The organism is Nocardia australiensis, assembly GCF_020733705.1.
Taxonomy (GTDB): domain Bacteria; phylum Actinomycetota; class Actinomycetes; order Mycobacteriales; family Mycobacteriaceae; genus Nocardia; species Nocardia australiensis.
In genome coordinates this window covers 544,864-565,974 of the sequence record NZ_JAJFZM010000017.1, presented here as the reverse complement: position 1 = coordinate 565,974, position 21,111 = coordinate 544,864, and the positions used below count along the sequence as shown (strand labels likewise).

General features: G+C 65.2%; 20 protein-coding genes. 9 read left to right on the top strand and 11 right to left on the bottom strand.

The features are described from left to right. Positions 1–30 precede the first annotated feature (30 nt). The 3 genes from LKE06_RS31850 to LKE06_RS31840 all read right to left on the bottom strand — a co-directional run bounded on the left by LKE06_RS31850 (position 31) and on the right by LKE06_RS31840 (position 1,811). Positions 31–627, bottom strand: a complete 597-nt coding sequence (locus LKE06_RS31850; RefSeq protein WP_228003148.1) for a hypothetical protein — start codon at positions 625–627, stop codon at positions 31–33. A gap of 103 nt (positions 628–730) precedes the next feature. Further along, entirely contained in the window at positions 731–946 is a 216-nt protein-coding gene (locus LKE06_RS31845) for a hypothetical protein (protein ID WP_228003147.1), read from the bottom strand. A 19-nt stretch (positions 947–965) separates the two neighbouring features. After that, positions 966–1,811, bottom strand: coding sequence for an SDR family NAD(P)-dependent oxidoreductase (locus LKE06_RS31840; RefSeq protein WP_228003146.1), 846 nt, complete (start codon positions 1,809–1,811; stop codon positions 966–968). A gap of 551 nt (positions 1,812–2,362) precedes the next feature. Between LKE06_RS31840 and LKE06_RS31835 the strand changes: the two genes are divergently transcribed. Beyond that, positions 2,363–3,028 (top strand): YcnI family copper-binding membrane protein, encoded by a 666-nt coding sequence (locus LKE06_RS31835; RefSeq protein ID WP_228003145.1) that lies wholly within the window; start codon positions 2,363–2,365, stop codon positions 3,026–3,028. A 224-nt stretch (positions 3,029–3,252) separates the two neighbouring features. Further along, positions 3,253–3,585 carry a hypothetical protein gene (locus tag LKE06_RS31830; protein WP_228003144.1) on the top strand — a complete coding sequence of 111 codons (333 nt, stop codon included), beginning with the start codon at positions 3,253–3,255 and terminating at the stop codon, positions 3,583–3,585. A 271-nt stretch (positions 3,586–3,856) separates the two neighbouring features. Here LKE06_RS31830 and LKE06_RS31825 read toward each other — a convergent pair whose 3' ends face one another. Then, the gene (locus tag LKE06_RS31825; RefSeq protein WP_228003143.1) at positions 3,857–4,396 is read right to left on the bottom strand and encodes a cupin domain-containing protein; all 540 of its coding nucleotides are present in this window, start codon (positions 4,394–4,396) and stop codon (positions 3,857–3,859) included. Between the two features lie 257 nt (positions 4,397–4,653). Beyond that, a complete protein-coding gene (locus tag LKE06_RS31820) occupies positions 4,654–6,192 on the bottom strand; it encodes an FAD-dependent monooxygenase (RefSeq protein WP_228003142.1) in 1,539 nt (512 codons plus the stop codon). Between the two features lie 115 nt (positions 6,193–6,307). On the opposite strand from LKE06_RS31820, the gene LKE06_RS31815 reads away from it, so the two are divergent. Continuing rightward, positions 6,308–6,937 (top strand): TetR/AcrR family transcriptional regulator, encoded by a 630-nt coding sequence (locus LKE06_RS31815; protein ID WP_228003141.1) that lies wholly within the window; start codon positions 6,308–6,310, stop codon positions 6,935–6,937. 342 nt (positions 6,938–7,279) lie between these two features. Here LKE06_RS31815 and LKE06_RS31810 read toward each other — a convergent pair whose 3' ends face one another. Genes LKE06_RS31810 through LKE06_RS31800 form a run of 3 tightly spaced genes read right to left on the bottom strand, consistent with a single transcriptional unit; the run spans position 7,280 to position 10,673 of the window. Continuing rightward, positions 7,280–8,878: an acyl-CoA dehydrogenase family protein gene (locus LKE06_RS31810; RefSeq protein WP_228003140.1), complete on the bottom strand. Its 1,599-nt coding sequence runs from the start codon at positions 8,876–8,878 to the stop codon at positions 7,280–7,282. Further along, a complete protein-coding gene (locus LKE06_RS31805) occupies positions 8,875–9,840 on the bottom strand; it encodes a 3-oxoacyl-ACP synthase III family protein (RefSeq protein WP_228003139.1) in 966 nt (321 codons plus the stop codon). The genes LKE06_RS31810 and LKE06_RS31805 overlap by 4 nt, the downstream gene beginning before the upstream one ends. Continuing rightward, positions 9,840–10,673, bottom strand: coding sequence for an AfsA-related hotdog domain-containing protein (locus LKE06_RS31800; protein WP_228003138.1), 834 nt, complete (start codon positions 10,671–10,673; stop codon positions 9,840–9,842). Before LKE06_RS31800 ends, LKE06_RS31805 begins: the two co-directional genes overlap by 1 nt. Positions 10,674–11,302: 629 nt before the next feature. Between LKE06_RS31800 and LKE06_RS31795 the strand changes: the two genes are divergently transcribed. The 3 genes from LKE06_RS31795 to LKE06_RS31785 all read left to right on the top strand — a co-directional run bounded on the left by LKE06_RS31795 (position 11,303) and on the right by LKE06_RS31785 (position 13,536). Continuing rightward, positions 11,303–11,920 (top strand): DUF8020 domain-containing protein, encoded by a 618-nt coding sequence (locus LKE06_RS31795; protein WP_228003137.1) that lies wholly within the window; start codon positions 11,303–11,305, stop codon positions 11,918–11,920. 428 nt (positions 11,921–12,348) lie between these two features. Beyond that, positions 12,349–13,014, top strand: a complete 666-nt coding sequence (locus LKE06_RS31790; RefSeq protein ID WP_228003136.1) for a DinB family protein — start codon at positions 12,349–12,351, stop codon at positions 13,012–13,014. 126 nt (positions 13,015–13,140) lie between these two features. Then, positions 13,141–13,536, top strand: a complete 396-nt coding sequence (locus LKE06_RS31785; RefSeq protein WP_228003135.1) for a VOC family protein — start codon at positions 13,141–13,143, stop codon at positions 13,534–13,536. A 224-nt stretch (positions 13,537–13,760) separates the two neighbouring features. On the opposite strand, the gene LKE06_RS31780 is transcribed toward LKE06_RS31785, so the two are convergent. Together LKE06_RS31780 and LKE06_RS31775 are read right to left on the bottom strand one after the other, a co-directional pair. Continuing rightward, entirely contained in the window at positions 13,761–14,069 is a 309-nt protein-coding gene (locus tag LKE06_RS31780) for an alpha/beta hydrolase (protein ID WP_228003134.1), read from the bottom strand. A gap of 102 nt (positions 14,070–14,171) precedes the next feature. Continuing rightward, positions 14,172–14,654, bottom strand: a complete 483-nt coding sequence (locus tag LKE06_RS31775; RefSeq protein WP_228003133.1) for a MarR family winged helix-turn-helix transcriptional regulator — start codon at positions 14,652–14,654, stop codon at positions 14,172–14,174. A gap of 54 nt (positions 14,655–14,708) precedes the next feature. Between LKE06_RS31775 and LKE06_RS31770 the strand changes: the two genes are divergently transcribed. Next, the gene (locus LKE06_RS31770; protein WP_228003132.1) at positions 14,709–15,548 is read left to right on the top strand and encodes an amidohydrolase family protein; all 840 of its coding nucleotides are present in this window, start codon (positions 14,709–14,711) and stop codon (positions 15,546–15,548) included. Between the two features lie 128 nt (positions 15,549–15,676). On the opposite strand, the gene LKE06_RS31765 is transcribed toward LKE06_RS31770, so the two are convergent. Then, positions 15,677–16,324, bottom strand: coding sequence for a cysteine hydrolase family protein (locus LKE06_RS31765; protein WP_228003131.1), 648 nt, complete (start codon positions 16,322–16,324; stop codon positions 15,677–15,679). Positions 16,325–17,046: 722 nt separating this feature from the next. Between LKE06_RS31765 and LKE06_RS31760 the strand changes: the two genes are divergently transcribed. Then, positions 17,047–20,334, top strand: a complete 3,288-nt coding sequence (locus tag LKE06_RS31760; RefSeq protein WP_228003130.1) for a protein kinase domain-containing protein — start codon at positions 17,047–17,049, stop codon at positions 20,332–20,334. 24 nt (positions 20,335–20,358) lie between these two features. After that, positions 20,359–21,096 carry a Zn-ribbon domain-containing OB-fold protein gene (locus tag LKE06_RS33035; RefSeq protein ID WP_308188468.1) on the top strand — a complete coding sequence of 246 codons (738 nt, stop codon included), beginning with the start codon at positions 20,359–20,361 and terminating at the stop codon, positions 21,094–21,096. Positions 21,097–21,111: the final 15 nt, after the last annotated feature.

Sequence of the window (21,111 nt, the reverse complement as noted above, 5' to 3'; positions counted from 1 at the left end):
CCCCGGAGGATATCCCGGGCAGCTAGCCGGTCACGGTGTCACGACGGATTCTGGAATGTGCGGAGTCGGGGGTGGCGGGCCGCGGCGGGCCATCGCGTGGCGCAGGAATTCGACGGTCGCGGCCGGTGCGCCGAGTTCGGCAGGGGGGCGTGCGGCGACCGTGGCCGGTAACGGCGGAACGAGCAGTAGCAGGGGCAGCACGATCCGGGTGTACAGAGCCGAGGCGAGCGCGAACGCGGTGCGCTCACCCCACCATAACCAGAGGCCGCACAATAGCGCGGCAAAGCAGTGTGCTCCCAGCATGGCCGGTGAGCTGGTGTCGGCCAGACGGCCGGCCGTCGCGGCGTGGCCGGTGTGTCCCCCGGCGGGGTCGGCGGCGAACCACAGGTGCAGTACACCTTGGCCGGCCAGCAGTCCAGCGGTGATCGGCAGCAGACCGCGCTGCCGGTCGGCGACGGACCAGGCGAAGGCGGTGAGGAAGCCGACCGCGAGGCCGAGTGTCGACAGGGAAATGGAGTGGGCGGAGGTGAGGGCGTGTCCCGTCGCCGAGAGCAGGACACAGATCAGCGCGAACATCCACGCACGGCACGCCTGGGCGAGCGGCGAACGGTGCGCTGCACTGATCATGGTGCCGTCTATCGTCGCACCCTTTCCGGAACAGCGGCGGGCTGGGACGGCGGACCGTCGGTGCGCACCGCCACGCCGCCCGCGGCGATGACCGTCATGGCCCTCAGTATGCCGGATCCATGCGCGGCGCTCCGCTGGTCCGGCGGCGGCCGGACACCCGGAACGGCGGAGCGCCGCGCGCATGGATCCGCTCGCCGAGATCGGGGACCAGTGGGGCCGGGGCGAGCCGTAGCTGCCGGGGCGATTCGGTCACCGCCGCGTACCACCGGCGGCAGTCCGGGCACTGGGACAAATGCTCGTCCAGCCGTGCAGCGGGCACCAGCTCGGCCTCGGGCCGATCAGCTCGGCCAGCTGAACTGCGTGTCGGTCGCGTAGTCGAGGCGCCGCTGGTCCAGCGCCATCGCGACCATCTGATGCGCGCCAGGACCAATGATCTTGCGTACCGGCGGATTCGGCATCTCCACGAGTGACAGTAGTTCGGCGGCGGCAACTTCGGGCGCCGCCTCGGTCCACTCGGACTCGTAGTCGACTTCGGGCGGTGGAGCCGCTGGATCGGGATAGTTCCGCATGCCCAGGATCGATGTGCGCAGCTCGTCGTAGGCGAGCAGAGGTTCGGCGAACCGCATACTGGATTTCGCCCAGTCGGTGTCGAAACCACCCAGCTGTGCCATGGTCACCGCGATACCGAAGGGGCGCAACTCATCCGCGAGTGACGCACTGAAACCCTCCAGGGCCCATTTGCTCGCGTTGTACATACCGAACAACGGCATCGAGCCCACCGCACCAACGGTGGAGATCTGCACGATATGTCCCGAGCCCTGCTTTCGCAGGTGCGGGATGGCTGCCTGCGAAACCCACAGTGCACCAAAGAAATTGGTGTTCATCTGATTCCGGATCCGCTCCTCGTCGAGTTCCTCCAGCGCGCCGACAAGGCCGTAGCCCGCGTTGTTGACGATCACATCGATCGAGCCGGAGAGCTCGAATGCGCGGTCCACTGTGTCAATAACGCGCCGGCGGTCGCGAACGTCCAACGGCAGCACGGTGAGTCGATCCTCGGCGATTTCGGCCATGTCGTGCGGGTCGCGAGCCGTCGCGACAACCCGGCCGCCTTGCTCGAGTGCGGCACGGGTGAACGCTTTCCCTAGTCCGCGATTGGCGCCGGTGATGAACCATGTCCGTGTCATGAAACTCCTCTCGTTGCGAGACGCCGCGTCTCGCTCAAGAGTGTGCCAGTGAATCGACCACAAGTCAATACGACACGTCTCGTCTCGCTTGGGGTCGACAGTTGGACGAGGGCCGGTTCCGCACGCATGACAAGGATTTTCGTTTCTAGGGTTGGTGGGCAACAACGTGCAGGTGAAGCGCTCAGGTACCCACCTGGTTCGGCTTACCGCAGTGCTGATTTCGAGTGGTACTCGTGGTCGGATCGGGTGGCCCCGACGAGATCGAGCAGTTCGAAGCGGGCGCGGACGTCGAGGTGGTTGGTGAGCTGTGGGGTCAACCTTTCAGCATCGGCCGACGTAGAGCGGTTGTAGCACAACCATTCTCCTCAATTCCCCGGGGAGGCCCTTCCGCCTACCCAGCGAAAATGGACGCGACATTCGCCGTAGTCGCGGTTCCGTGTATCGCCGACATGATATTCGGATTGTCGCGGACCGCGACCGGGAAGGGTTTATCGTCGACAGCTGAGGATCGGTCGCATTCGATTATTTACTGTGAAGGAGAGATCTCTTCGATGAACAGTTCTTGGATTTCGCGTACCGCTTTCACAGGAGCGGCAGCCGCGATCGCCGTCGTGGTCGCGGCGGTGCCCGCATTCGCGCATGTCAGTGTGTCGGCGCCGGATGCCGCTCGCGGTGGCTCCGCGATCTTGACCTTCCAAGTGCCGAACGAGTCGGCCACCAACAGCTCCACCACGGAGTTGGTGGTGCGGATCCCGGGTGTGACCGCCGTCGATACCCAGGCCATGCCGGGCTGGAAGGCGGTGGCGGCCAAGGACTCCGCCCGTAACGTCACCGCCGTCACCTGGACCGCTGATCCAGGAGGTGGGATCGGCCCCGGCCAGTTCGCACAATTCTCCGTGCTCGCCAACGGACTTCCCGATACCGAACGGCTCACCATGCCCGCGGTTCAGACCTACGCCGACGGGCAGGTCGTCAAGTGGGAGCAGGAGCCCACGACAGGGGGCCCGGAATCCGAATATCCCGCGCCATCGCTGAAACTGGCGGCCAAACATGCCGGTGGTGTCGAAAACCACGGCGACATCCCCTCGGCCATGCCCGAGAAGGGTGGATCAACCAGCGATACCACTGCCCGCTGGCTCGGTGTCATCGGAATCGTCCTCGGCGCGCTCGGCTTGATCGCTGGAATCGGCCTGGGAGTAACGCGCCGCAAAGCCTGACCCCTATGCTGGTCGAGCAGGGGATCAAGGGATGAATTCTGGCCACCTGTTGTCACCTTCTGGGCGTGAGCTTGCGAGCGGACGCGACGACGGTGGTGTTATGAACCGCTCACCCGTGCCCGAAACGCACGGGTGACGCGTGCCGTGGTGTTCGCCGCAGTCTGTGTACTACTGTCGGCTGGGGGCACGCGCAGGTGTCGGGGCACGGTCTGCCGGTTTGGGCGTTGATTTCGACGTTCGCCGCCATTGGTGCGTTGGCGTGGGTCGTGGCCGAACGGCAACGCGGGATCGTCGCCATCGGTAGCGGTCTGCTGGCCGTGCAGGTGGTACTGCATCTGCGGTTCGGGGTCGCGTCGGTGTCGGGCGGTCATGGTTCATCCCATGCCGTCGCGCACGAATCCGCTGGCACGTATGCCGGTCCGGTCCCGACGATCGCCGTACACAGCGCGGTGGTTTTCTACCGCGTGACGGTGCCACTACGCAGTGTCCTGCTGCAGAGAGTCCGCCACCGCAGCCTCGACGGTTGGTGCGGTCGTCCGCCAGGCCCGTATCTCTGATTGCGCACCCGGTCGGACGGCCGGTCTCTCCGACGCCGGAATTTGTGTCGTGGATTATTCGAACAGTCGACTATGTCGATATGGATTTCGGTGATATCCGACGAAGGACTGACCGAACTCGCGCTCGCCGCCGGGAATGGCGACCGGGGCGCGCTGGAAGAATTCATCCGCTCGACCCAACGTGATGTGTGGCGATTCGTTACGCACCTGGGCAACAAACTCTCGAGCAAAGGCGATATCCTCGACTGCCCGGTGGCCCTGACACCCTGTGCTATTCCGTGCCGGTGTGGTGGCGGGCGATCACGATCGGTTTGATCTCGTCGGGGATCTGGTCGAACGCGGAAACCGGCACTCCGAAAGAGGCGGCGAGTACCGACCGTGGCAGGCTGTTGAGTGTGCCGACGATCCCGATGTCGTCATTGGGTTCCTGGGTGCTGGTATTGAATACCACCAGTACATCCAACCCCTCTGTCGCACTGGCATTTTCGAAATAGTGGAAGAAGCCCTGCGGCGCGAACACCAGGTCGCGTGGGCCGACTTCGAACAGGTCGTTGTGGTAGCTGCCGTCCGGGTGCGTACCGAGTACGGTCCATCGGGCGAATCCGGAGATGACGAAGTTCAGCTCCCATGCCGAGGGGTGCCAGTGCGGTTCGCGGATTCCCCCAGGATCGAGGTGGATCAGGTAGACCGATCCCCGCTGATTCTGTAAAACGGGAAAGTTCTGCTCATGCGCGCCCTGCAATTCGCCGCCGTCGAATCTGATCGGCTCGGACTCCGAGAAATGGTAAACATAGGGGTGATCGGTTGTCATGCCAGGCTCCTTGAATGTCGAGACCGCATGCATATCGAGACCGGATTCACGCTCGTTGTCATCGTAGACGTTCGAGCAACCCGATAACTGAGGATCGGCAGACAGCTCGACCAGGGCTCGCGCATCGGACCTCGCCACGCCATCGTTCGATATCGGTCGTAGGCGGATGACCACTCGTCCGGGGACGCGATCGGCTATGCGGGGTAGGCGTCGCGCCCGTCTTCGAGGTCGAAAGTGCGTCCGATGGGCAGGGTCGGTCAGGGCGTGGCCGTTCCGCATTGCAGTGCGTGTTCGAGCCATCGTGTGAGTCGCCGGGGCTCGGTGCCGCGCCAGGCAAGGTGAGCGTCTGGGCGGATGAGTCGTACGTCTCGTTGTTCGGTGGTGGGCTCGGAGACGAGTGCGATGACGTTGTGGCCGAGGAGGGCTCCTATCGCGGTGAAGGGTACGGCGTCGCCGTGGGAGGGTAATAGCAGTACCCAGCCCTTGCCCAGTTGGGAGTAAAGATCGGTGCGGCTGCCGTCGAGGTGTCGGCTGGGCAGGTTCGGGATGCGGTCGCCGGGTCGGGGCGGGCGTCCGAGGTGGGACCGGATGCCACGGCTCAGGGGCCCTTGGCGGTAGGTCACCCAGAGCTGGGACGCGACCCGGCTGGCTCGGCGCTGCACAGCGGGTATAGCGGCGATCGGCACGAGAAGCCGCCGCCGTAGGAACCTTAGGAACGGGCTGTCGCCGACTTGCAGGCGTGTCGCGGTGGTGGTGTTCCGCAGTACATCGGTGGCCAGTGGTCGGCGTTCGGCCTCGTAGGTGTCCAAGAGGGCGGTGGTGGCGCGTCCTTCGATGACGAGCGCGAGTTTCCAGGCGAGGTTTTCTGCGTCGCCGATTCCGGTGACGATCCCTTGTCCGCCCAGCGGGCTGTGGATGTGGGCGGCGTCGCCGGCGAGGAAGACCCGACGGTCACGGTAGGTGTCGGCTAACCGCCGGTGGACGTGGAACACCGATGTCCACGACGCGTCCGTGATGCGGATATCGGTGCGGCCGGTGCGCTCGGGTACCAGCTGCCGGAAGCGGTCCACGATCTGTTCCGTGCTCTGTGCGTCGTCGCTACCGGTGGGGTCGTAGGCCATCAGCCGCCACAGGTCATCCGGGCGGCCGGCTTCGCGCATCGGCACGGCGAACAAGGGTCCGTCTCGATGGGGCCAGCCGTGCCCGCCTGAGCGGTCGACCGGCCACTCGGCATAAACGTCGGCCAGCAGGAATCGTTCGGTGAGCCGAGCTCCGGGGAACGCGATCCCGGCCAGTTTCCGTACGGCACTGTGGGCCCCGTCGCAGCCGACCATCCAGCGGCATCGCAAGGTATCGCCGCTTGTGAGGGTCGTGGTGACACCACTGTCGTTCTGCTCCGAGCCGGAGATCGCGGAGTTCCATTCGATATCTGTACCCAGTTCGCCAAGCCGCCGCCGCAACTGCGCTTCGACATCGGCTTGTGACGCATACAGGGCAGGACGGGTGGTTCCCGGGCCGAGGTCTCCGAATCGCACTGTGACGGCGGGTTTCCCATCGAGATACTGGGTGATGGTGAGGGCGGTCAGCGAGCGTTGCGGGAGATCTCCGAGGGCACCTATGCGTTCCAGAACCTCGGCGCCCCGGGCATGCAGAATGTTCGCCCGTGAGGTGGTCGCCGGCCCTGATGCGGCATCCACCACCCGCACCGCGACCCCCTGGAGTCGCAGCGCGCACGCCAGTACCAGTCCGGTGGGGCCAGCGCCGACGACAAGTACATCGGTCTCTGCAGAATTCATGACAACCCCGGGAGCTCTGCCGTAATGCGTCGGAACTGTTCCGTTCCGTATTCGAGAGTAGTTGTCTAGTACGGTGGAACGCAACCGTATCGTTCCGTTCAATAGACTGGTGCCGATGAGCGACTCGACTCGATCCCGTCCCGTGGCCGGCGCGGCTCTACTGCGTGGGCAGGTCACCAATGCGATCACCGCGGCGGCGTGGGACGAGATCGCCGAGTCCGGTTACGCACGAATGTCTATGGAAGCAGTCGCACGCCGCGCCGGTGTCGGCAAAGCAGCGATCTATCGGCGCTGGGAATCCAAGCAGGCCATGATCGAGCAGATCGTGGCGGACCTCGCATGGAACGCGGTGCCGATACCCGATACCGGGACGTTGCGCGGGGATGTCGGCCACTACGTTGCGGATGCCACCGAAGCCCGCGGCGATCAGCGAATGACTCGCATCGTTGCCGACCTCTGCGCCGAAGCCACCCGGAACTCGCGTCTGGCGCGTGCCTTTTACGCCACGCTGCGTCAGCCGCGCCGGGACGCCGGTGCGGCGATGCTTCGCAGGGCCGTCGAACGGGCTGAGCTCCCGGCCGACTTGGACACCGATCTCGCCTTGGACTGCCTGGTCGGGCTCGCTCACGCGCGTCCCCAGACACTCACAGCCGCCGGTGATCTCGCAGATCCCTACCCGCAGCAGCGACTCGTGGACGTCATCCTCACCACCCTCGCTGCCTGCCGAGCGGAGCCGGAGCCCTGATCGTGACGGGGGCAATGCCGAGATACCGCGCCCAGTCGGGCGTCGTCGCTCGGTAAAGGGGCAGGGTGCGTTCGCCGCTTCGAAGTGCACCGCTGGGCGCTGCAGAAGTAGCCAGACAGACCATGCCAGGCTGTACAAATCTGGCCGATGCCCTCACGAGTTTCGGCTACGTTCTGTCGGCCTGACCATTCGTCGCGGCGGGTGATAGACGCCGTCGCCCGGGTGTGAGAGTCGGAAACAGGTGGGCGGTTAGTAGATTTCCCGTCGCGGATCGCCGGTTCGTTCAGAAGGCTGTGGGGGACAGATCGGTTCGGCGGAGTGCGTGACTCCGCCGGTCACGGGTTATCGGGATGGGGGGTCGGGGTGTGTGGCGTGGAGTACGTGGGGGATTTGTCGGCACAGGGTAGTGGTGAGGTGGTGGGCTTGTTCGGTGGTGAGCAGGCCCTGGGTGAGGTACCAGGCGAGGTGCCGGTCGACGAGTGTGGCGGTGACCAGTGTTGCTGCCGCAGCGAGTTCGGGGGTTCGGGTGGCGGCGTGGGTGATGGCGTTGGCGGCTAGCCGGTCGCCGTGTGCGCGGCCGAGTTCGACGGCGTAGGTGCTCCAGGATGTGTCGGCCGGGTCGAGTCCGGCGAGTTCGGTGGCGAGCCGCTGGACACGCGTGGTGAGCAGCCGTAGTGGGTTGTGCGGATCGTTGCGCGGGTCGTCGTGCGGGGTGCTTTCGGTGAGGGCGCGGGCGCAGTCGAGCAGGATCAGTGTGTTGTCACCGGCGGCGGCCTGGTAGCCGGCCGCCAGTGCTTCCCAGCCGGGTATGGGTGAGCAGAACCCATGTGAGCCTTGGCGGATTCGGCAGGTCCGAAGTATTTGCTCGACGGCGTCGACAATCCAGGCCTTGGTTACGGCGCGGTGTTGATCGACTCCGGCGAACGGCGCCCATTCGGCGTGGAATGGGCCGGGTGCGGGCGCAGCGGCGTATTCAAGGTTGCGTGCGAGCACGGAAGCGGTGGCGGTGAATGCTGTGGCAGTGGCGAGGTCGTGCTGTACGAGGGGTTGGTCGAGGAGGGTGCCGCCGAATCGGTGTTGGGACCGGACGGGTCTGCCGGAGGCGAACCGGATGGTATCGGTGACGGCGGCGCGCGCGCAGGCTGCGAGTGCGACAGCGGTGGCGGTCCACATGTTCGCAACCGGTGCCAGACTGCTGCCGAGCCGGCCAGGCCCGGCAGGGTCGCATACTCCGCGACCAGGTTCCCAACGGGCGCTACCGTGCAGCCATGCCTGGTCCGGGACGAATACCTTGTCGAAGCGGATGCGGGCGAAGTCGACCGGCATCCCTTGGTGGACGAGCATCGGTTCGGTCCGGATTCCGTTGTCCTGCAATGGTACTGCGAAGGCGAATACTCCTTGCGGACGGCCGTCGCAGAGGATTTCGGCGAAGACCATCCCGAGCCTGGGTGGTGAGTCGAGGGCGGCGTTGGCCATGATTTTGACCGCGGCGTCGTCGGGTGTGTCAAGGATGAAACCATTGGGGGCCCGAGTGGCCGTGGTGCGCACTGCTAGTTGGCTGGCGGCGGCACCGGCTTCGGTGATGACCATCGCGCCGAACCAGTCGGCGTCGCGGAGCTTGCGCTGAAAGTCCTGCAGCAGCGTCGCCCCGGTCTCGGCTGCGGCGGTGGTCAGTGCCGGTTCGATGAGGCACGTGTGCACGGCCAGGACATGGAACAGGGCGGGTTCGCTGACCGCGGCGGCGGCCAGCATCGTCAGCGTCGCAGCCCGGTCGGTGCTGATATTCGAGCGATTGGGCCCGTCCCGCAACACGATTCGTGCTCGTTCGTACAATCCTGGCCCGGCCTGTGCGGGGTGGGCGGTGTCGAGTTCGGTGAAGAACTGGGTCCAGGTCCGGCGCTGTTCGGCGGTGCCGGGCAACAATATGTCCGGTGCGGTCATCGCCGGTCACCTCCCCAGCGTAGGACGGCGGTTCCCCAGGTCATGCCTGCGCCGATAGCGGCCATGAGCACCACCTGCCCGTCGGTGAGAGCGCCGTGACGAACGGCGTCGTCGAGGGTGATCGGCACCGACGCGGCGCCGGTATTGCCGTAGCGGTGCCCGGTGGCCCAGATCTGGTCGCTGCGCACTCCCACCCCGGTGAGCAGACCGGTGACCAGCCGCATATTGGCCTGGTGCGGCACGATCAGGTCGACCGCATCCAAGTCGGTCTCGGCTGCCTTCGCAGCGGTCAGCACCATGGCGGGCAGGCGGTGTTCGATGAACTCGCGGGTGCCGCGGCCGTTCATGACGACGTGGCCGGGCTCCAGGTCGAGGCGGACGTTGTCTTCGAGTTCGCCATCCGAGCCGATGCTGGTGTGTATGAACCCGTAGCCGTCGGCGACCGTGTCGAGCACGATCGCGCCGGCGCCGTCCCCGAACAGCGATGCCGTGGCTCGGTCCTGATAGTCGAGATGGCGTGAGTACCGTTCGGTGGCGACTACGACGACCGGCCCGGCGACAGCACCGCTGGTCATGGTGGACAACGCGAGATGCAGCGCGAACAGGAATCCCGCGCACGCGGCGTTGACGTCCAGACCGGTCGCGTGCCGGGCCCCGATGCGTCGCTGCACTCCGCAGGCGATAGAGGGCATAAATCGCCCCGGTGTCGAGGAGGTGGCCAGGATCAAACCGACCCGCTCGGCGGGCACGCCGGCCGCCGCCAACGCCGCCGTCGTTGCGGCGGCCGCCATCTCCACCGGTGATTCGCTGGGATCAGCGACGCGCCGTGCCTGGATTGCCGTGCGGTCGGTGATCCACGAACCGGGTTTGTCAAAGTTGTGTGCGATTGCGTCGTTGGTCAACACCTGGTCGGGAAGATACGAGCCGACCCCGGTAATGCCTGCGTTGATCGGACCGGACATCAGGCTGTGACCTCCTGAGTGCGCACCGGCTGCGTAGCAGCGGCGAGGGTTTGACAGGCTCTGTGGTTCTCGATGGCATAGATCGTGTCGCGCACGATCCGCTGACATGACCACGACGCCCGCGCGCAGGTGTGGCCGGCCTGTTCGATCGTGACCGACATGTTGAACCGGACTCGATCTTCACGACTGCGGTCGGAGGTGACACTCATCAACAGCTGAGCAGGTAGCGGGAACACATACCGGTCGAACTCGATCCGGAATCGCTGCATCACCATGTAGAAATCGATATCGGGCCAGCGTGCGTCGACCACACGCGAAGTGACAGCGATATACATCTGGCAGGTAGCTTCCATCAAGAGCATTCCCGGAATGTGCTGCCGCAGCGCGGTATGGTCTTGAATCAGTTCCGTGTCATCGCCGATGACCAGCTCACAGGCCCACCGGTCCTCAGCGATCCGGCATAGATCACCGATCAGGACGTTCGCCTGCCGCTGGTTCAGCGTGTCTCCGCGATACAGTGGTTCCGGCGGCAGCGGCCCCAGCACCACATCCTCGTCGCACGATGCCGTGACCCGGTCGCCCAGCCACGCCCAGTCCCGGCGCGAGACCCCCTGCCCGGCCAACAGCCGAACCGGACCTGACAGCTCATCCCGGGCAATCCGCTCGACCAGCTCGCTCCAGGTGGTCACCGACGTCCCCTCGGCGAACACCGCGAACCGGTCGGCCACCACGAATACGGTGAGCGCGGCATGCCGGGTATCCGGCCACCCTGTTGCGACAGGAAAACGCGGTGCCGTCGACGATTCTTCCTCGATGTTGTGCATGACCATCATCTCCGGATCGTTGTCGTAGGAAATGAAAAGCGTTGTGGCTGAAATGAATACTGTTCACGGACTTGCGGACACCACCGCGGTGACGCCCGACCGCGACCACTGCGCGGGAAACCTATTGGCGGGTGGAACTTGATCAGCCGATGAAATATGGTCACCGGTCTCTCCGCACCTCATAGCCTCGCGCATCCGACACCGAGCAGGAACGGTCTTGCCTGCATAACGACCATCCACGCCGCGCATATCGGCCGCACCTACGACCGAAACGGCGTCAACCGCCGACCGCGCAGCCTGTTCATTGGTTCAGGATCGTGCTCCGCGGGGAGGTGGTGACGCGCATGGGACCATGCGTGAGCTACACGCGCGCGGCCCCTGAGAACCCATCCGCCATTGTGGTCGCCCCCTCGAGGCCCTCATGCTGGTCATGAAATGTCGATCCGGCTCTCGCCCCGCGTCAGGCCGATTTGCTGTGAACCAAAGGATTCAACTCAGCCTGACACACAGGGACATGAGAAATAGGAGTGCAGTGACTTCGAACTGTGTGTGTCGTACTACACACCATTGAATTCGACACCGCCTAAGGTCTGACTCGGTCCGCCCATCAGGGGCAGCTGAGTGGAGGGGTTCGAAGAATGAAGTTCAAGAAGATGACTGCTGCCGTTTTCATGGCCATTTCGGCCGTAGGTATCACTGCGGCAACCGCCCATGCAGAGCTGGCCGTAGCGGAGCAGCCGACGGCGGTGAATGCGGTGGACACGAATTCCGGTGTGGATCACGGAATCAACTACCAGATCACCGTTTCGCCAGTCGACAGGGGCATTATCGCCACCGTCGAGAATGGCAAGTTCGAGATCGCGCAGAACGGTGCGGTGGTGCTCGAGTCCGACGACGGAGCGGCGGTGACCGAAGTGCCGCAACGGTACGCCGTCGACGGGCGCTCGATCGCGATTGCGCAGCAGATCGGTGCGGACGGCCGCACCCTGACGTTGACACCGACCCTGACGGCAGAAGATATTGCGCAACTGAAGGACATCAGCTCCTACGACCGGCTCAAGGAGCAGATCAACAAGAACCTGCCTGGCGTCGTCGGCGGTGCCATCGTGGGCGGCCTCCTCGGGGCGTGTATGCCCCTGATATGGGGGGTCAGCATCCCCACGGGTGTGCTGATCGGTGGAACCGTCGGCGGATACGTCTCGGGCGGCCCGGAGTTCCTCGACGCCGTACAGGCGGTCGTTACCGGCCAGCCGTGATCACGGGCAGGTGAAATAGCGTGTGCGCGGGCGCTTTCCGCACCCGCACACACGCGCCACGACCCGGACTGGTGTGGATATGCACCCGGTGCCCCTCTGCAGTGCGTGTGCAGGAATCAGGGGCACCGGGTGCAACATTCGGGTTCAGCTGGCGATCCGTTCGTCATCTCATGTCGGCTCACTACCGAGTCCATGTCGACCGCAGCGACCGACTGGACCGCCGAGATCGGCCCATATCCACCGTGAGGGACTGTCGGTGGTCGAGCACAAAGACGCACTCTTCTGCCGCTGGGCGCGCGGTTTGGTAGGCCGAGTTCCGTTGCGGGATCCGGCATTCGATTATGAGCGCGTGCGAACCGAAAACGGGCAGATGGCCGAGTCCGGAAAATCGGTCGGGAATACGAGGCGCCTTTGGCAGAGTGCTCGACATGACTGACTCTGGCCCGAAAGCGGACCTGCACCGCTACCTGCGCTTCGCCCGCGAGGCCGTGCTGTGGAAGCTCGACGGCGCCTCCGAGTACGACGTGCGTCGGCCCATGACACCCACCGGCACAAACCTGCTCGGCCTGGTCAAACACCTCGGCACCGTCGAGTTCGGCTACTTCGGCGACACCTTCGCCCGCCCGTACGACGAACCCCTCGCCGAACAGGATTCCGTGACCGACCCCACCGTCGACATGTGGGCCACCGCCGAAGAGTCACGTGAGGACATCATTGGGTTCTACCGCCGGGCCTGGGTACATGCCGACGCCACGATCGACGCGCTCGACCTCACCGCCGCAGGCTCGGTCCCGTGGTGGTCCGAGGACCACCGGACCGTCACCCTGCACCGAATCCTGGTGCACGTGACCGCCGAAACCAACCGGCACGCCGGACATGCCGACATCATCCGTGAGCTCATCGACAGCGTCGTCGGCCTGGTCGCCGGCAACGACAACATGCCCACCAGCGACCCGAACTGGTGGCAGAACTATCGAGCCAAGCTGGAGGAAACCGCGAAACAGGCTGCCAGGCTCAGCAATGAACGCTCTCGGCGAGCCCCACTTGATCAGTTCGCCGACACGTATCCGGCACCGTCGCCGAACGCACCTTAATGTCGATGATCGGTTGGGCCACAACGGATTTCGGCTTGTGTGCGACTCAATGATCGCACTCGCCGACTTCCGGATGAGCGGGCTGTGGTACCGATGGGATATGGCCCACGGCACGAGGCTGGGACCATGAGTTCAGGGGGAGCTATGGCCGCGATCGCCAGATTCGGTGCGATTTCGCTCGACAGCAGCGATCCGCACCGCCTGGGGCAGTTCTATCGGGAGTTGCTGGATTTTGAGGTCCTGTACGAATCCGGCGAGTTGGTTGTGCTCGCGGGCGCGGGAGTGATGTTGACGATCGAGCAAGTGGCAGATCACAGACCGCCGGACTGGCCTGGCAACCAGGTGCCCAAGCAGATGCATCTGGATCTGTTCGTCACCGATCTCGATATCGCCGAGACGGCGGCGATCGAGTGCGGCGCGGTCAAGGCTGGTTTTCAGCCCGCACCCGATCGCTGGCGAGTGCTCATCGACCCTGCGGGACATCCCTTCTGCCTCACCATCCCACCCGGCACCGATCAGTGAGTCCGCTCGCCAGAGCGCAGGTTCGGTGGGTGACAAACCGATACAGGCCAGCTCTATCGGAGCTCCAGTCTGTGATCTCTGCGGTTGAATCGGCCCGCGTATCGAACGTCGGCGGGTAGCTTCGAGGAGCCGGAGTGACTTTCGCCGCCACGTCCGGCAGTAGGTTCGACAACTCGATGACGTCGATGAGTTCCGGCATCGGCAGCGACCGTAGCAGCGCGCCGTCATTCGCACGTTGATCGGGAGTGTATGTGCGGGCCACTGACCTCGATGCCACGGATCGGTGCGGTGGTGTGGGGCGCGGCGAGCAGGGCGAGCATTCCGCCGATCGAGTGGCCGACCAGCACGACACCGCTCGACGGCGCTAAGTCCTCGACGATCCGTTCGGCGGCGGCCGCGAGTATTCGCGCCTGCGCCGAAAAGGACTGCTGAGCTTCCGGCCGAAGCTCTCCACGAGCGAATTGGTGGCCCGCGCCGCAGGATTGGCCCAGCCCGCTTCCGTAGGACGACAATCCCCACGGGGTGGCGAGCATTGCTTGTGATGTGGCAACTCGACCGAGATGGCTTGCGGGTAGGTGAGCTTGCGGGGATGTCACCGCGATGTTTGCGGCATCTGCCCCCGGCGTCCCGGCTCGCTACATTCGGTCAGGGGTCACTTCCGGAGAACCGGTATCGTCGGACGGGTTCGGGAACGCGTTGACGGCCGAATCCAGCGCGTCGAGCAGTTCGGCGAACCGCGCGCGGCCCTCGACCCCCAGGGCTTCGAGGATGAGGCCGTTGATCACACTGTAGGTCTCCCGCACCCGCCCGACAGTCTCGGTTCCATGCGCGGTGACAAACAGGGCGACCGCTCGCGGGTCTCGGTCGCTGACCCGCCGCTCGACCAGGCCGGCACCCAGCAGTCGCCCCACGGCGGTGACCACGGCAGATTCGCCGAGTCGTAACCGCTGGGCGATAGTGCGCTGGGAGCAGCCTGGATCGTCGGCCACTACGGCCAGGATCCCGGCCTGAGCCGTGGTGACCCCGGCGCTGTCGATCAGTATCCGGTCGGACTTCTTGCGCAGCGAATGGGACACCTGCTGAATTCGGCCGATCAGTCGATACGGGTCTCTTGCCATCCGGCCCACCTCTCAATACTTTGATAGTGAAGTATATCGGGAGAGGAATCACCCATGGAAACGATCGACGTGTGGGCCCAGCAGGTCGGCCCGCGTATGGCCCAGGAACCCTGGCTGGCCACACTGTTGCGTTGGACCGGCAAGAGTTCCGACGATATGGCCCCCGGCATCGACCACACGCTCGCGCGGATGGACGCCGCGGGAGTGGATCTGGCGCTGCTGTCGGCATGGTACGGCCCAGGCGGAGCGCTGATCACCAACGACGAGGTGCGGGCCGCGATCGACCACGCGCCCAACAGGTTCCGCGGCCTGCTCGGAGTCGACCTCCGCGACCCCGTAGGGGCCGCGCGGACAATACGCGAACTGGCCGGTGACACTTTCGTGGGCGTCCGGGTTGTGCCCTGGCTGTGGGAGCTACCGCCGGACCATCGGCTCTATTATCCGGTCTACACCGCATGTGTCGAAGCGGGTGTGCCGCTATGCACCCAGATCGGGCACACCGGACCGTTGAAGACCTCGGAAACAGGTCGGCCGATTCCATACCTGGAGCGGGTTTTGCTGGATTTCCCGGATCTGGTGGTCGTTGGTGGTCACGTGGGTTTTCCGTGGTTGGGCGAAGTTGCCACGCTCACAGTAAAGTTCCCGAACTTCTACGTTGACTCCTCTGCCTACGCGCTCGACCGACTTCCCCCGGAATTCCTCGACTACGCCCGCACGCTCGGCCGCCGACGTGTTATGTTCGGCACGAATTGGCCGATGATCGACCCGGTCCGGGCACTGCGCAATCAGGAGAACCTGGGGTTCGACGACGATCTGCGCGCCGACTTCTTCGGGGGTACCGCGCGGCAGGTGTTCCGCCTTCCTGATCCCCGTGCCGTAGAGGTCCGGTCGTGAGGCGGATCGGCGGGGGGAACCTCACAACCTGCCGGCCCGAATTCCGGGACAGCCCACCGCGGCCCAAACCGTAACGGTCCACTCGTTGTTGCGAAGGGCGAGGCATTGGGCCGAGGGCTGACGCGGTGTCAGGCGGGATGCGCCACTGGGAGTCGGGATGTGAACTGCTGCACCGTCGTCACATGAGCGGTCGATTGCGCGAGCACCACGAGCGACGCGGTGTGCACCTGATCGGCGGTCATCGCGCCGTAGCCGAGGTCGGGATGGTCATAGGTCGCGCATGCGTCCGAGAGCACCACCGTGTCGAAGTTACGAAACATCGCGTCGCGGGCGGTGGACTGGACACAGTCCTCGGTGGTGACGCCCGCGACGACGACGGTGCTGGTGTCCATGCCGCGCAGCAGAGTATCCAGATCGGTGTCGAAAAAGGCGCTGTATCGGTGCTTCTTGATCAGTTCGTCGGTGTCCAGGCGGGCGACGTCCGGATGGATATCGACACCCGGGGTGCCGTCGATCAGGGCAGACCGCGTCGCCACCGGCGGGTACAGCCGCGCGAACGCGCCCATATCGGCACCGGTGCGGCGATGCACGTGCGTGGTGAACAGCACCGGAATACCTGCCGTGCGGCACGACTCGATCGCGATATTCAGTGTGGGGATCATGGCGCGGCCCGCCGCGGACTCCAGCGGCGCACCGGGCTGCAGAAAGTCGTTCTGCATGTCGATGACCAGCAGCACCGTGCGGGCGGGATCGAGGCGTGCGATGTCGAGAGGCATATGAGCTCGTTTCGGTCGAAGATCAAACCACGAGTGAATCTATCATCGAAAATTTACCGCCGTAATGAATACGCGATAATTTCTATTGTGGGCACCTAGGCGATGACGATACCCACGATGAAGTGTGTGACAAGAAAAAATGGGCATCATGTACATCACTTCACCAAGTAGCGAATCGCGTGTCGCAAAGTCGATTCAGCACGTAACGCACTCGCAGCCCCAGTCCGATAGCTCGGCAGCGCGGCCTACTACGCGGACGTCATAAAGCTCACTGTAAGGAAGCAAAATGTCTAGCGAGATCGTCAAAAGCCGTGCCGCGACTGTTATTGCCGCGCCCCTGCTCCTCCTCGCGGCGCCCGCAGCCACTTGGGGATCGAGTCGACAAAGACGACGTCGTCCGTCGTCCACCACTTGGCGACCTTGCCCTCGCCCGAGCAGCTCGTCGGCCGTCACCGTTGCGCCGGTTCGTCGGACGACGACCAGAAGGGGCCGCTCGTCCCATTCGGGATGCGGTACTCACCGTTCGGCGTCGGCCGTGGCTCCCGTTCGATGCGGCGGCGATTACCTGTGTCCGACTGCTCAGATCCGCGTTTGCCAGGCGATCCAGAGCGCTCTCCCGATAGTTCAATCGTCACCGTTCAGTGGGATACGCTGTCCATTAACGAAGAGTTAACGCGTGTTACCCGTTGCCGGGGGGCGCGCTTGCGGATGGTGTACAGCCGATGAGCGAGGATGATCCGTTCCAGACATTTCGTGACATGTTGGAACCGGTCACGGAGGAACTGGCCGCAGCCGGGTTCGCCGATGCCGAGGAGATCGGGCGGGGCGGTTTCGGTGTGGTGTATCGCTGCACGCAAGCGGAGCTGGACCGCACGGTGGCGGTGAAAGTCCTGACCGTCGAGCTGGACGCAGACAATCGGGAGCGGTTTTTCCGCGAGCAGCGGGCGATGGGCCGGCTGACGGGGCATCCGAACATCGTCACCGTGCTACAGACGGGTACCACCGCCAGCGGACGTCCCTATCTGGTGATGCCGTATCACCCGTTGGACCCCCTGGAAGCGCGCATCCGCCAGCAGGGTCCGCTGTCGACGGAGACCGTGTTGTGGATCGGGGTGAAGATCGCCGGTGCGTTGGAGACCGCGCATCGCCTCGGCATCGTGCATCGCGACGTGAAACCGGGAAACATCCTGCTCACCGATTACGGCGAACCCGCGTTGACCGACTTCGGTATCGCGCGGATCCCCGGTGGGTTCCAGACGACCGCGGGCACGTTGACCGGGTCGCCGGCGTTCACGGCCCCGGAGGTGCTCGAGGGCCAGGCCCCCACCGCGGCCGCCGACATCTACGGGCTGGGTGCCACTCTGTTCTGCGCACTGACCGGGCACGCGGCATTCGAACGACGCAGCGGCGAGAACGTGGTTACCCAGTTCCTGCGCATCACCACCCAGCCGGTGCCCGACCTCCGCGACAGCAGCATCGCCGATGACGTGTCCGCAGTGGTAGCGACCGCGATGAACCACGATCCCGGTGAGCGGCCGTCGGCGGCGGCGCTGGGGGAGGCGATCCGGCAGGCGCAGCGCCGGCGGGGGTACCAGGTCGACGAAATGGCAGTGCACACCGAAATGGAAGTGCACACCGAACCGGCGCACGAGCGTCGGGACCGCAAGCCCGGCACGCGGGGGTGGCGCCCGCCGGCGGGGCCGGCGGTGGTTCGGGGCGGCGGTCTGCCGCTGGAGTTGACCAGCTTCGTCAACCGCCGCACCGAGGTGGCGGAGGTGAAGAATATGCTGGCCTCGACCCGGCTGGTGACGTTGACCGGGATCGGGGGAGTCGGCAAGACCCGGCTGGCGCTGCGGGCCGCGGCGACCGCGCGACGCGAGTTCGGCGACAGGGTGTGGCTGGTCGAGCTGGCCGAGGTGTCCGACCCATCGCTGCTGGTCGGGGTGGTGGCGGCCAGCCTGGGGTTGCGCGACGATTCGGCGCGGCCGTTGGGCGAGGTGGTGCTCGAGTTCCTGTCCACGCGGGAGTCGCTGCTGGTGCTGGACAACTGCGAGCAGGTGGTGGCGGTGGTGGCGGGGCTGGTCGAGACCTGGTTGCAGGCCGGTCCACACCTGCGGATCCTGGTCACCAGCCGCGAACCGCTCGATATCGCCGGGGAGGCAGTGCTGCGGGTGTCGCCGTTGACGGTGCCCGATCCGGATTCGGAGCTGTCGCTGCGGGGACTGCCCCGCTACGACGCGGTGACGTTGTTCGCCGACCGCGCGACCGCGGTGGTGCCGGGTTTTGAGCCGACCGAGGACAACAAGGCCACCATCGCCCACATCTGCGCCCGCCTCGACGGATTGCCGCTGGCGATCGAGCTCGCCGCCGCCCGGATGCGCACGATGTCGCCCGAGCAGATCCTGCAGCGGCTCGACGATCGGTATGCGCTGCTGACCCGCGCCAGCCGCACCGCGCCCACGAGGCAGCAGACCCTGCGGTGGTGTGTCGACTGGAGCTACGAGCTGTGCACCCCGCCCGAGCAGCAACTGTGGGCCCGGTTATCGGTGTTCACCGGCGGCTTCGAGCTCGACGCCGCCGAACAGGTGTGCGCCGCCGATCCGGCACCGGAGGATCCGCTCGACGTGCTGTCCTCGCTGGTGGACAAGTCGATCCTGATCCGCGAAGAATCCAACGGCGTGGTGCGGTTCGAGATGCTCGAGACGGTGCGCGACTACGGCCGCCAGAAGCTGCGAGCCTCCGGCGAGGATCAGGAGTTGGGGCGCCGGCACCGCGACTGGTACCAGCGGCTGACGCTGGACGCGGAGGCCGGGTGGATTAGCGACCGACAGCCCTACTGGGTCGCCAGGCTCGAACGCGAGCTACCAAACCTGCGCGACGCGCTCGAATACTGCCTGGCCGAGGACACCGAGCAGGCGGCCGAGGCCGGACTACAGACCGCCGCCGCGCTATTCATGTTCTGGACCTTCCGGGGTATGTACGGCGAGGGTCGGCGCTGGATCGACCGGGTCATAAACCACCCTGCCCGACAATCCATACCCGACCGTGTCAAAGCGCTCCAGGTAGGTTGCGTCATGGCGGCGGTGCAGGGTGAATCGCCGACGGCGGCCGACCTCCTGGAGGAGGGGCGCGTGCTCGCCGACCAGGCTCCCACCCCGATGACCCAGGCACTGATCGCCTACGCCGACGGCGCCCTGGCCTTCTATCGTGGTGAGCTTGCTCGCGCGTCCTCATCCCTCGAACGCGCCATCGAGGTGCTCAGTTCGAATCGGCGAGGATATCTTTACGTTAGTGCTTCGACCCGGCTTGGTTGGGTGCACGGACTGGCCGGTGATCAGAGACGCGCGATCGAGTGTTACCGGCAAGTGCTTTCCGTCACCGAAGCGTGCGGCGAATCGCTTCTCCGGTCGATGGCGTTGTGGGGCATGGGAGTTGCCGTCTGGCAGCAAGGTGAGCGGACCCGGGCAATTGGGCTGCTCGAGAATGCACTACGAGTGAACCGGCGAATTCGCAGCCCGCTTGTCGCTGTGTTGAGCCTCGAGGCGCTGGCCTGGGCAGCCGACGGCGAGCGCGCAGCGATACTGATGGGAGCCGCGCAGGAACTGGACCGGTCCGTGGGTAACCTTGCGAGCATCAACCCGATAGTTCCGCCGCATCACGACGACTGTGTCCGGCTGGCGCGATCGGCCCTCGGGGTACGCGGATTCGATTCGGCCTTCCGGCATGGCCGAGCGATGGGACTGGACCAAGCCGTGGCCTACGCACTCGGCGAGCAACCCACCGACACCACCCCGACGTCGGGTCCGTATGTGGCATTGACCAAGCGTGAGCGGCAGGTCGCCGACCTCATCACCCAAGGCCTCACCAACAAGCAGATCGCCACAAAACTGGTGATCTCCCTACGCACCGCCCAGGGGCACGTCGAACACATCCTCACCAAACTCGGATTCACCTCCCGCACGCAGATCGCGGCCTGGATCACAGAACACGCCGAACGACAGAATCGTTGACGCAATCCGGATGTCGTGTGATCGGTGACCGAGGAAGCCGCGCCGGGGCAAGGTGTTGACGACTTGGTACGTCCACCAAGTCCGCGACCTGCGATCATTGCAAATGAAGATGGTGGCGCGGGCGGTGCCTGCGGCACGTCGAGGATTGGCGAGCCGTCAAGTCCGTTCGCTGATCTCAGTGACCTGCGCCTAGCTGGTCGCTCGCGCCCAGAAATAGGTATGCCAATGGGCAGTTCTACCGTCGCGGGTACGCCCGCCGGGCATGAGGCTGTACTCGACAGAGCGGTCAGGATCAGGGCAGGACTTCCCATGCACCCTCACGAGCCAGCCAAGCCACAGCGCGTCAGCGACACCACTGAGCAGCACGGTCGGACGACCTTGATGATTCGGCGTTGCATCAACTGCGCGAAGCTGCTCGCGCCGCTGACCACCACGTGTTCGAAATGTCAGTCGGCGACGCTCGATTGGGTGCCCTCGTCGGGCGAGGGGTCGATCGTGTCATGGAAAGTGGTGCATCGCCCGAAGAGCGGCAGTTCCGTCGAGTGGGAGACGTCGACGATCGCCATCGTCGAGCTCGACGACGGCCCCTGGGTCTACACCACGATCGAAGGCGCGCTTCCTCCACCATCGGACCAGCCGGTGCGCGTGCGGTTCCAGCCCAAGCCGAACGGGGACCGGTTCCCTATGTTCACAACCCACACGGCCGACGAGCGGCATTCGCCGGAAGTCGCCGATCCGAATCCCGGCTCGCCGGTGGTCTGAAGGGGAAGAAATCGA

Excerpts from the sequence above, each read along its gene's own strand:
- LKE06_RS31850 (WP_228003148.1), bottom strand. The coding sequence starts at position 627 with ATGATCAGTGCAGCGCACCGTTCGCCGCTCGCCCAGGCGTGCCGTGCG.
- LKE06_RS31840 (WP_228003146.1), bottom strand. The coding sequence starts at position 1,811 with ATGACACGGACATGGTTCATCACCGGCGCCAATCGCGGACTAGGGAAA.
- LKE06_RS31835 (WP_228003145.1), top strand. The coding sequence starts at position 2,363 with ATGAACAGTTCTTGGATTTCGCGTACCGCTTTCACAGGAGCGGCAGCC.
- LKE06_RS31825 (WP_228003143.1), bottom strand. The coding sequence starts at position 4,396 with ATGACAACCGATCACCCCTATGTTTACCATTTCTCGGAGTCCGAGCCG.
- LKE06_RS31820 (WP_228003142.1), bottom strand. The coding sequence starts at position 6,192 with ATGAATTCTGCAGAGACCGATGTACTTGTCGTCGGCGCTGGCCCCACC.
- LKE06_RS31815 (WP_228003141.1), top strand. The coding sequence starts at position 6,308 with ATGAGCGACTCGACTCGATCCCGTCCCGTGGCCGGCGCGGCTCTACTG.
- LKE06_RS31810 (WP_228003140.1), bottom strand. The coding sequence starts at position 8,878 with ATGACCGCACCGGACATATTGTTGCCCGGCACCGCCGAACAGCGCCGG.
- LKE06_RS31805 (WP_228003139.1), bottom strand. The coding sequence starts at position 9,840 with ATGTCCGGTCCGATCAACGCAGGCATTACCGGGGTCGGCTCGTATCTT.
- LKE06_RS31800 (WP_228003138.1), bottom strand. The coding sequence starts at position 10,673 with ATGATGGTCATGCACAACATCGAGGAAGAATCGTCGACGGCACCGCGT.
- LKE06_RS31795 (WP_228003137.1), top strand. The coding sequence starts at position 11,303 with ATGAAGTTCAAGAAGATGACTGCTGCCGTTTTCATGGCCATTTCGGCC.
- LKE06_RS31790 (WP_228003136.1), top strand. The coding sequence starts at position 12,349 with ATGACTGACTCTGGCCCGAAAGCGGACCTGCACCGCTACCTGCGCTTC.
- LKE06_RS31785 (WP_228003135.1), top strand. The coding sequence starts at position 13,141 with ATGAGTTCAGGGGGAGCTATGGCCGCGATCGCCAGATTCGGTGCGATT.
- LKE06_RS31780 (WP_228003134.1), bottom strand. The coding sequence starts at position 14,069 with ATGCTCGCCACCCCGTGGGGATTGTCGTCCTACGGAAGCGGGCTGGGC.
- LKE06_RS31775 (WP_228003133.1), bottom strand. The coding sequence starts at position 14,654 with ATGGCAAGAGACCCGTATCGACTGATCGGCCGAATTCAGCAGGTGTCC.
- LKE06_RS31770 (WP_228003132.1), top strand. The coding sequence starts at position 14,709 with ATGGAAACGATCGACGTGTGGGCCCAGCAGGTCGGCCCGCGTATGGCC.
- LKE06_RS31765 (WP_228003131.1), bottom strand. The coding sequence starts at position 16,324 with ATGCCTCTCGACATCGCACGCCTCGATCCCGCCCGCACGGTGCTGCTG.
- LKE06_RS31760 (WP_228003130.1), top strand. The coding sequence starts at position 17,047 with ATGAGCGAGGATGATCCGTTCCAGACATTTCGTGACATGTTGGAACCG.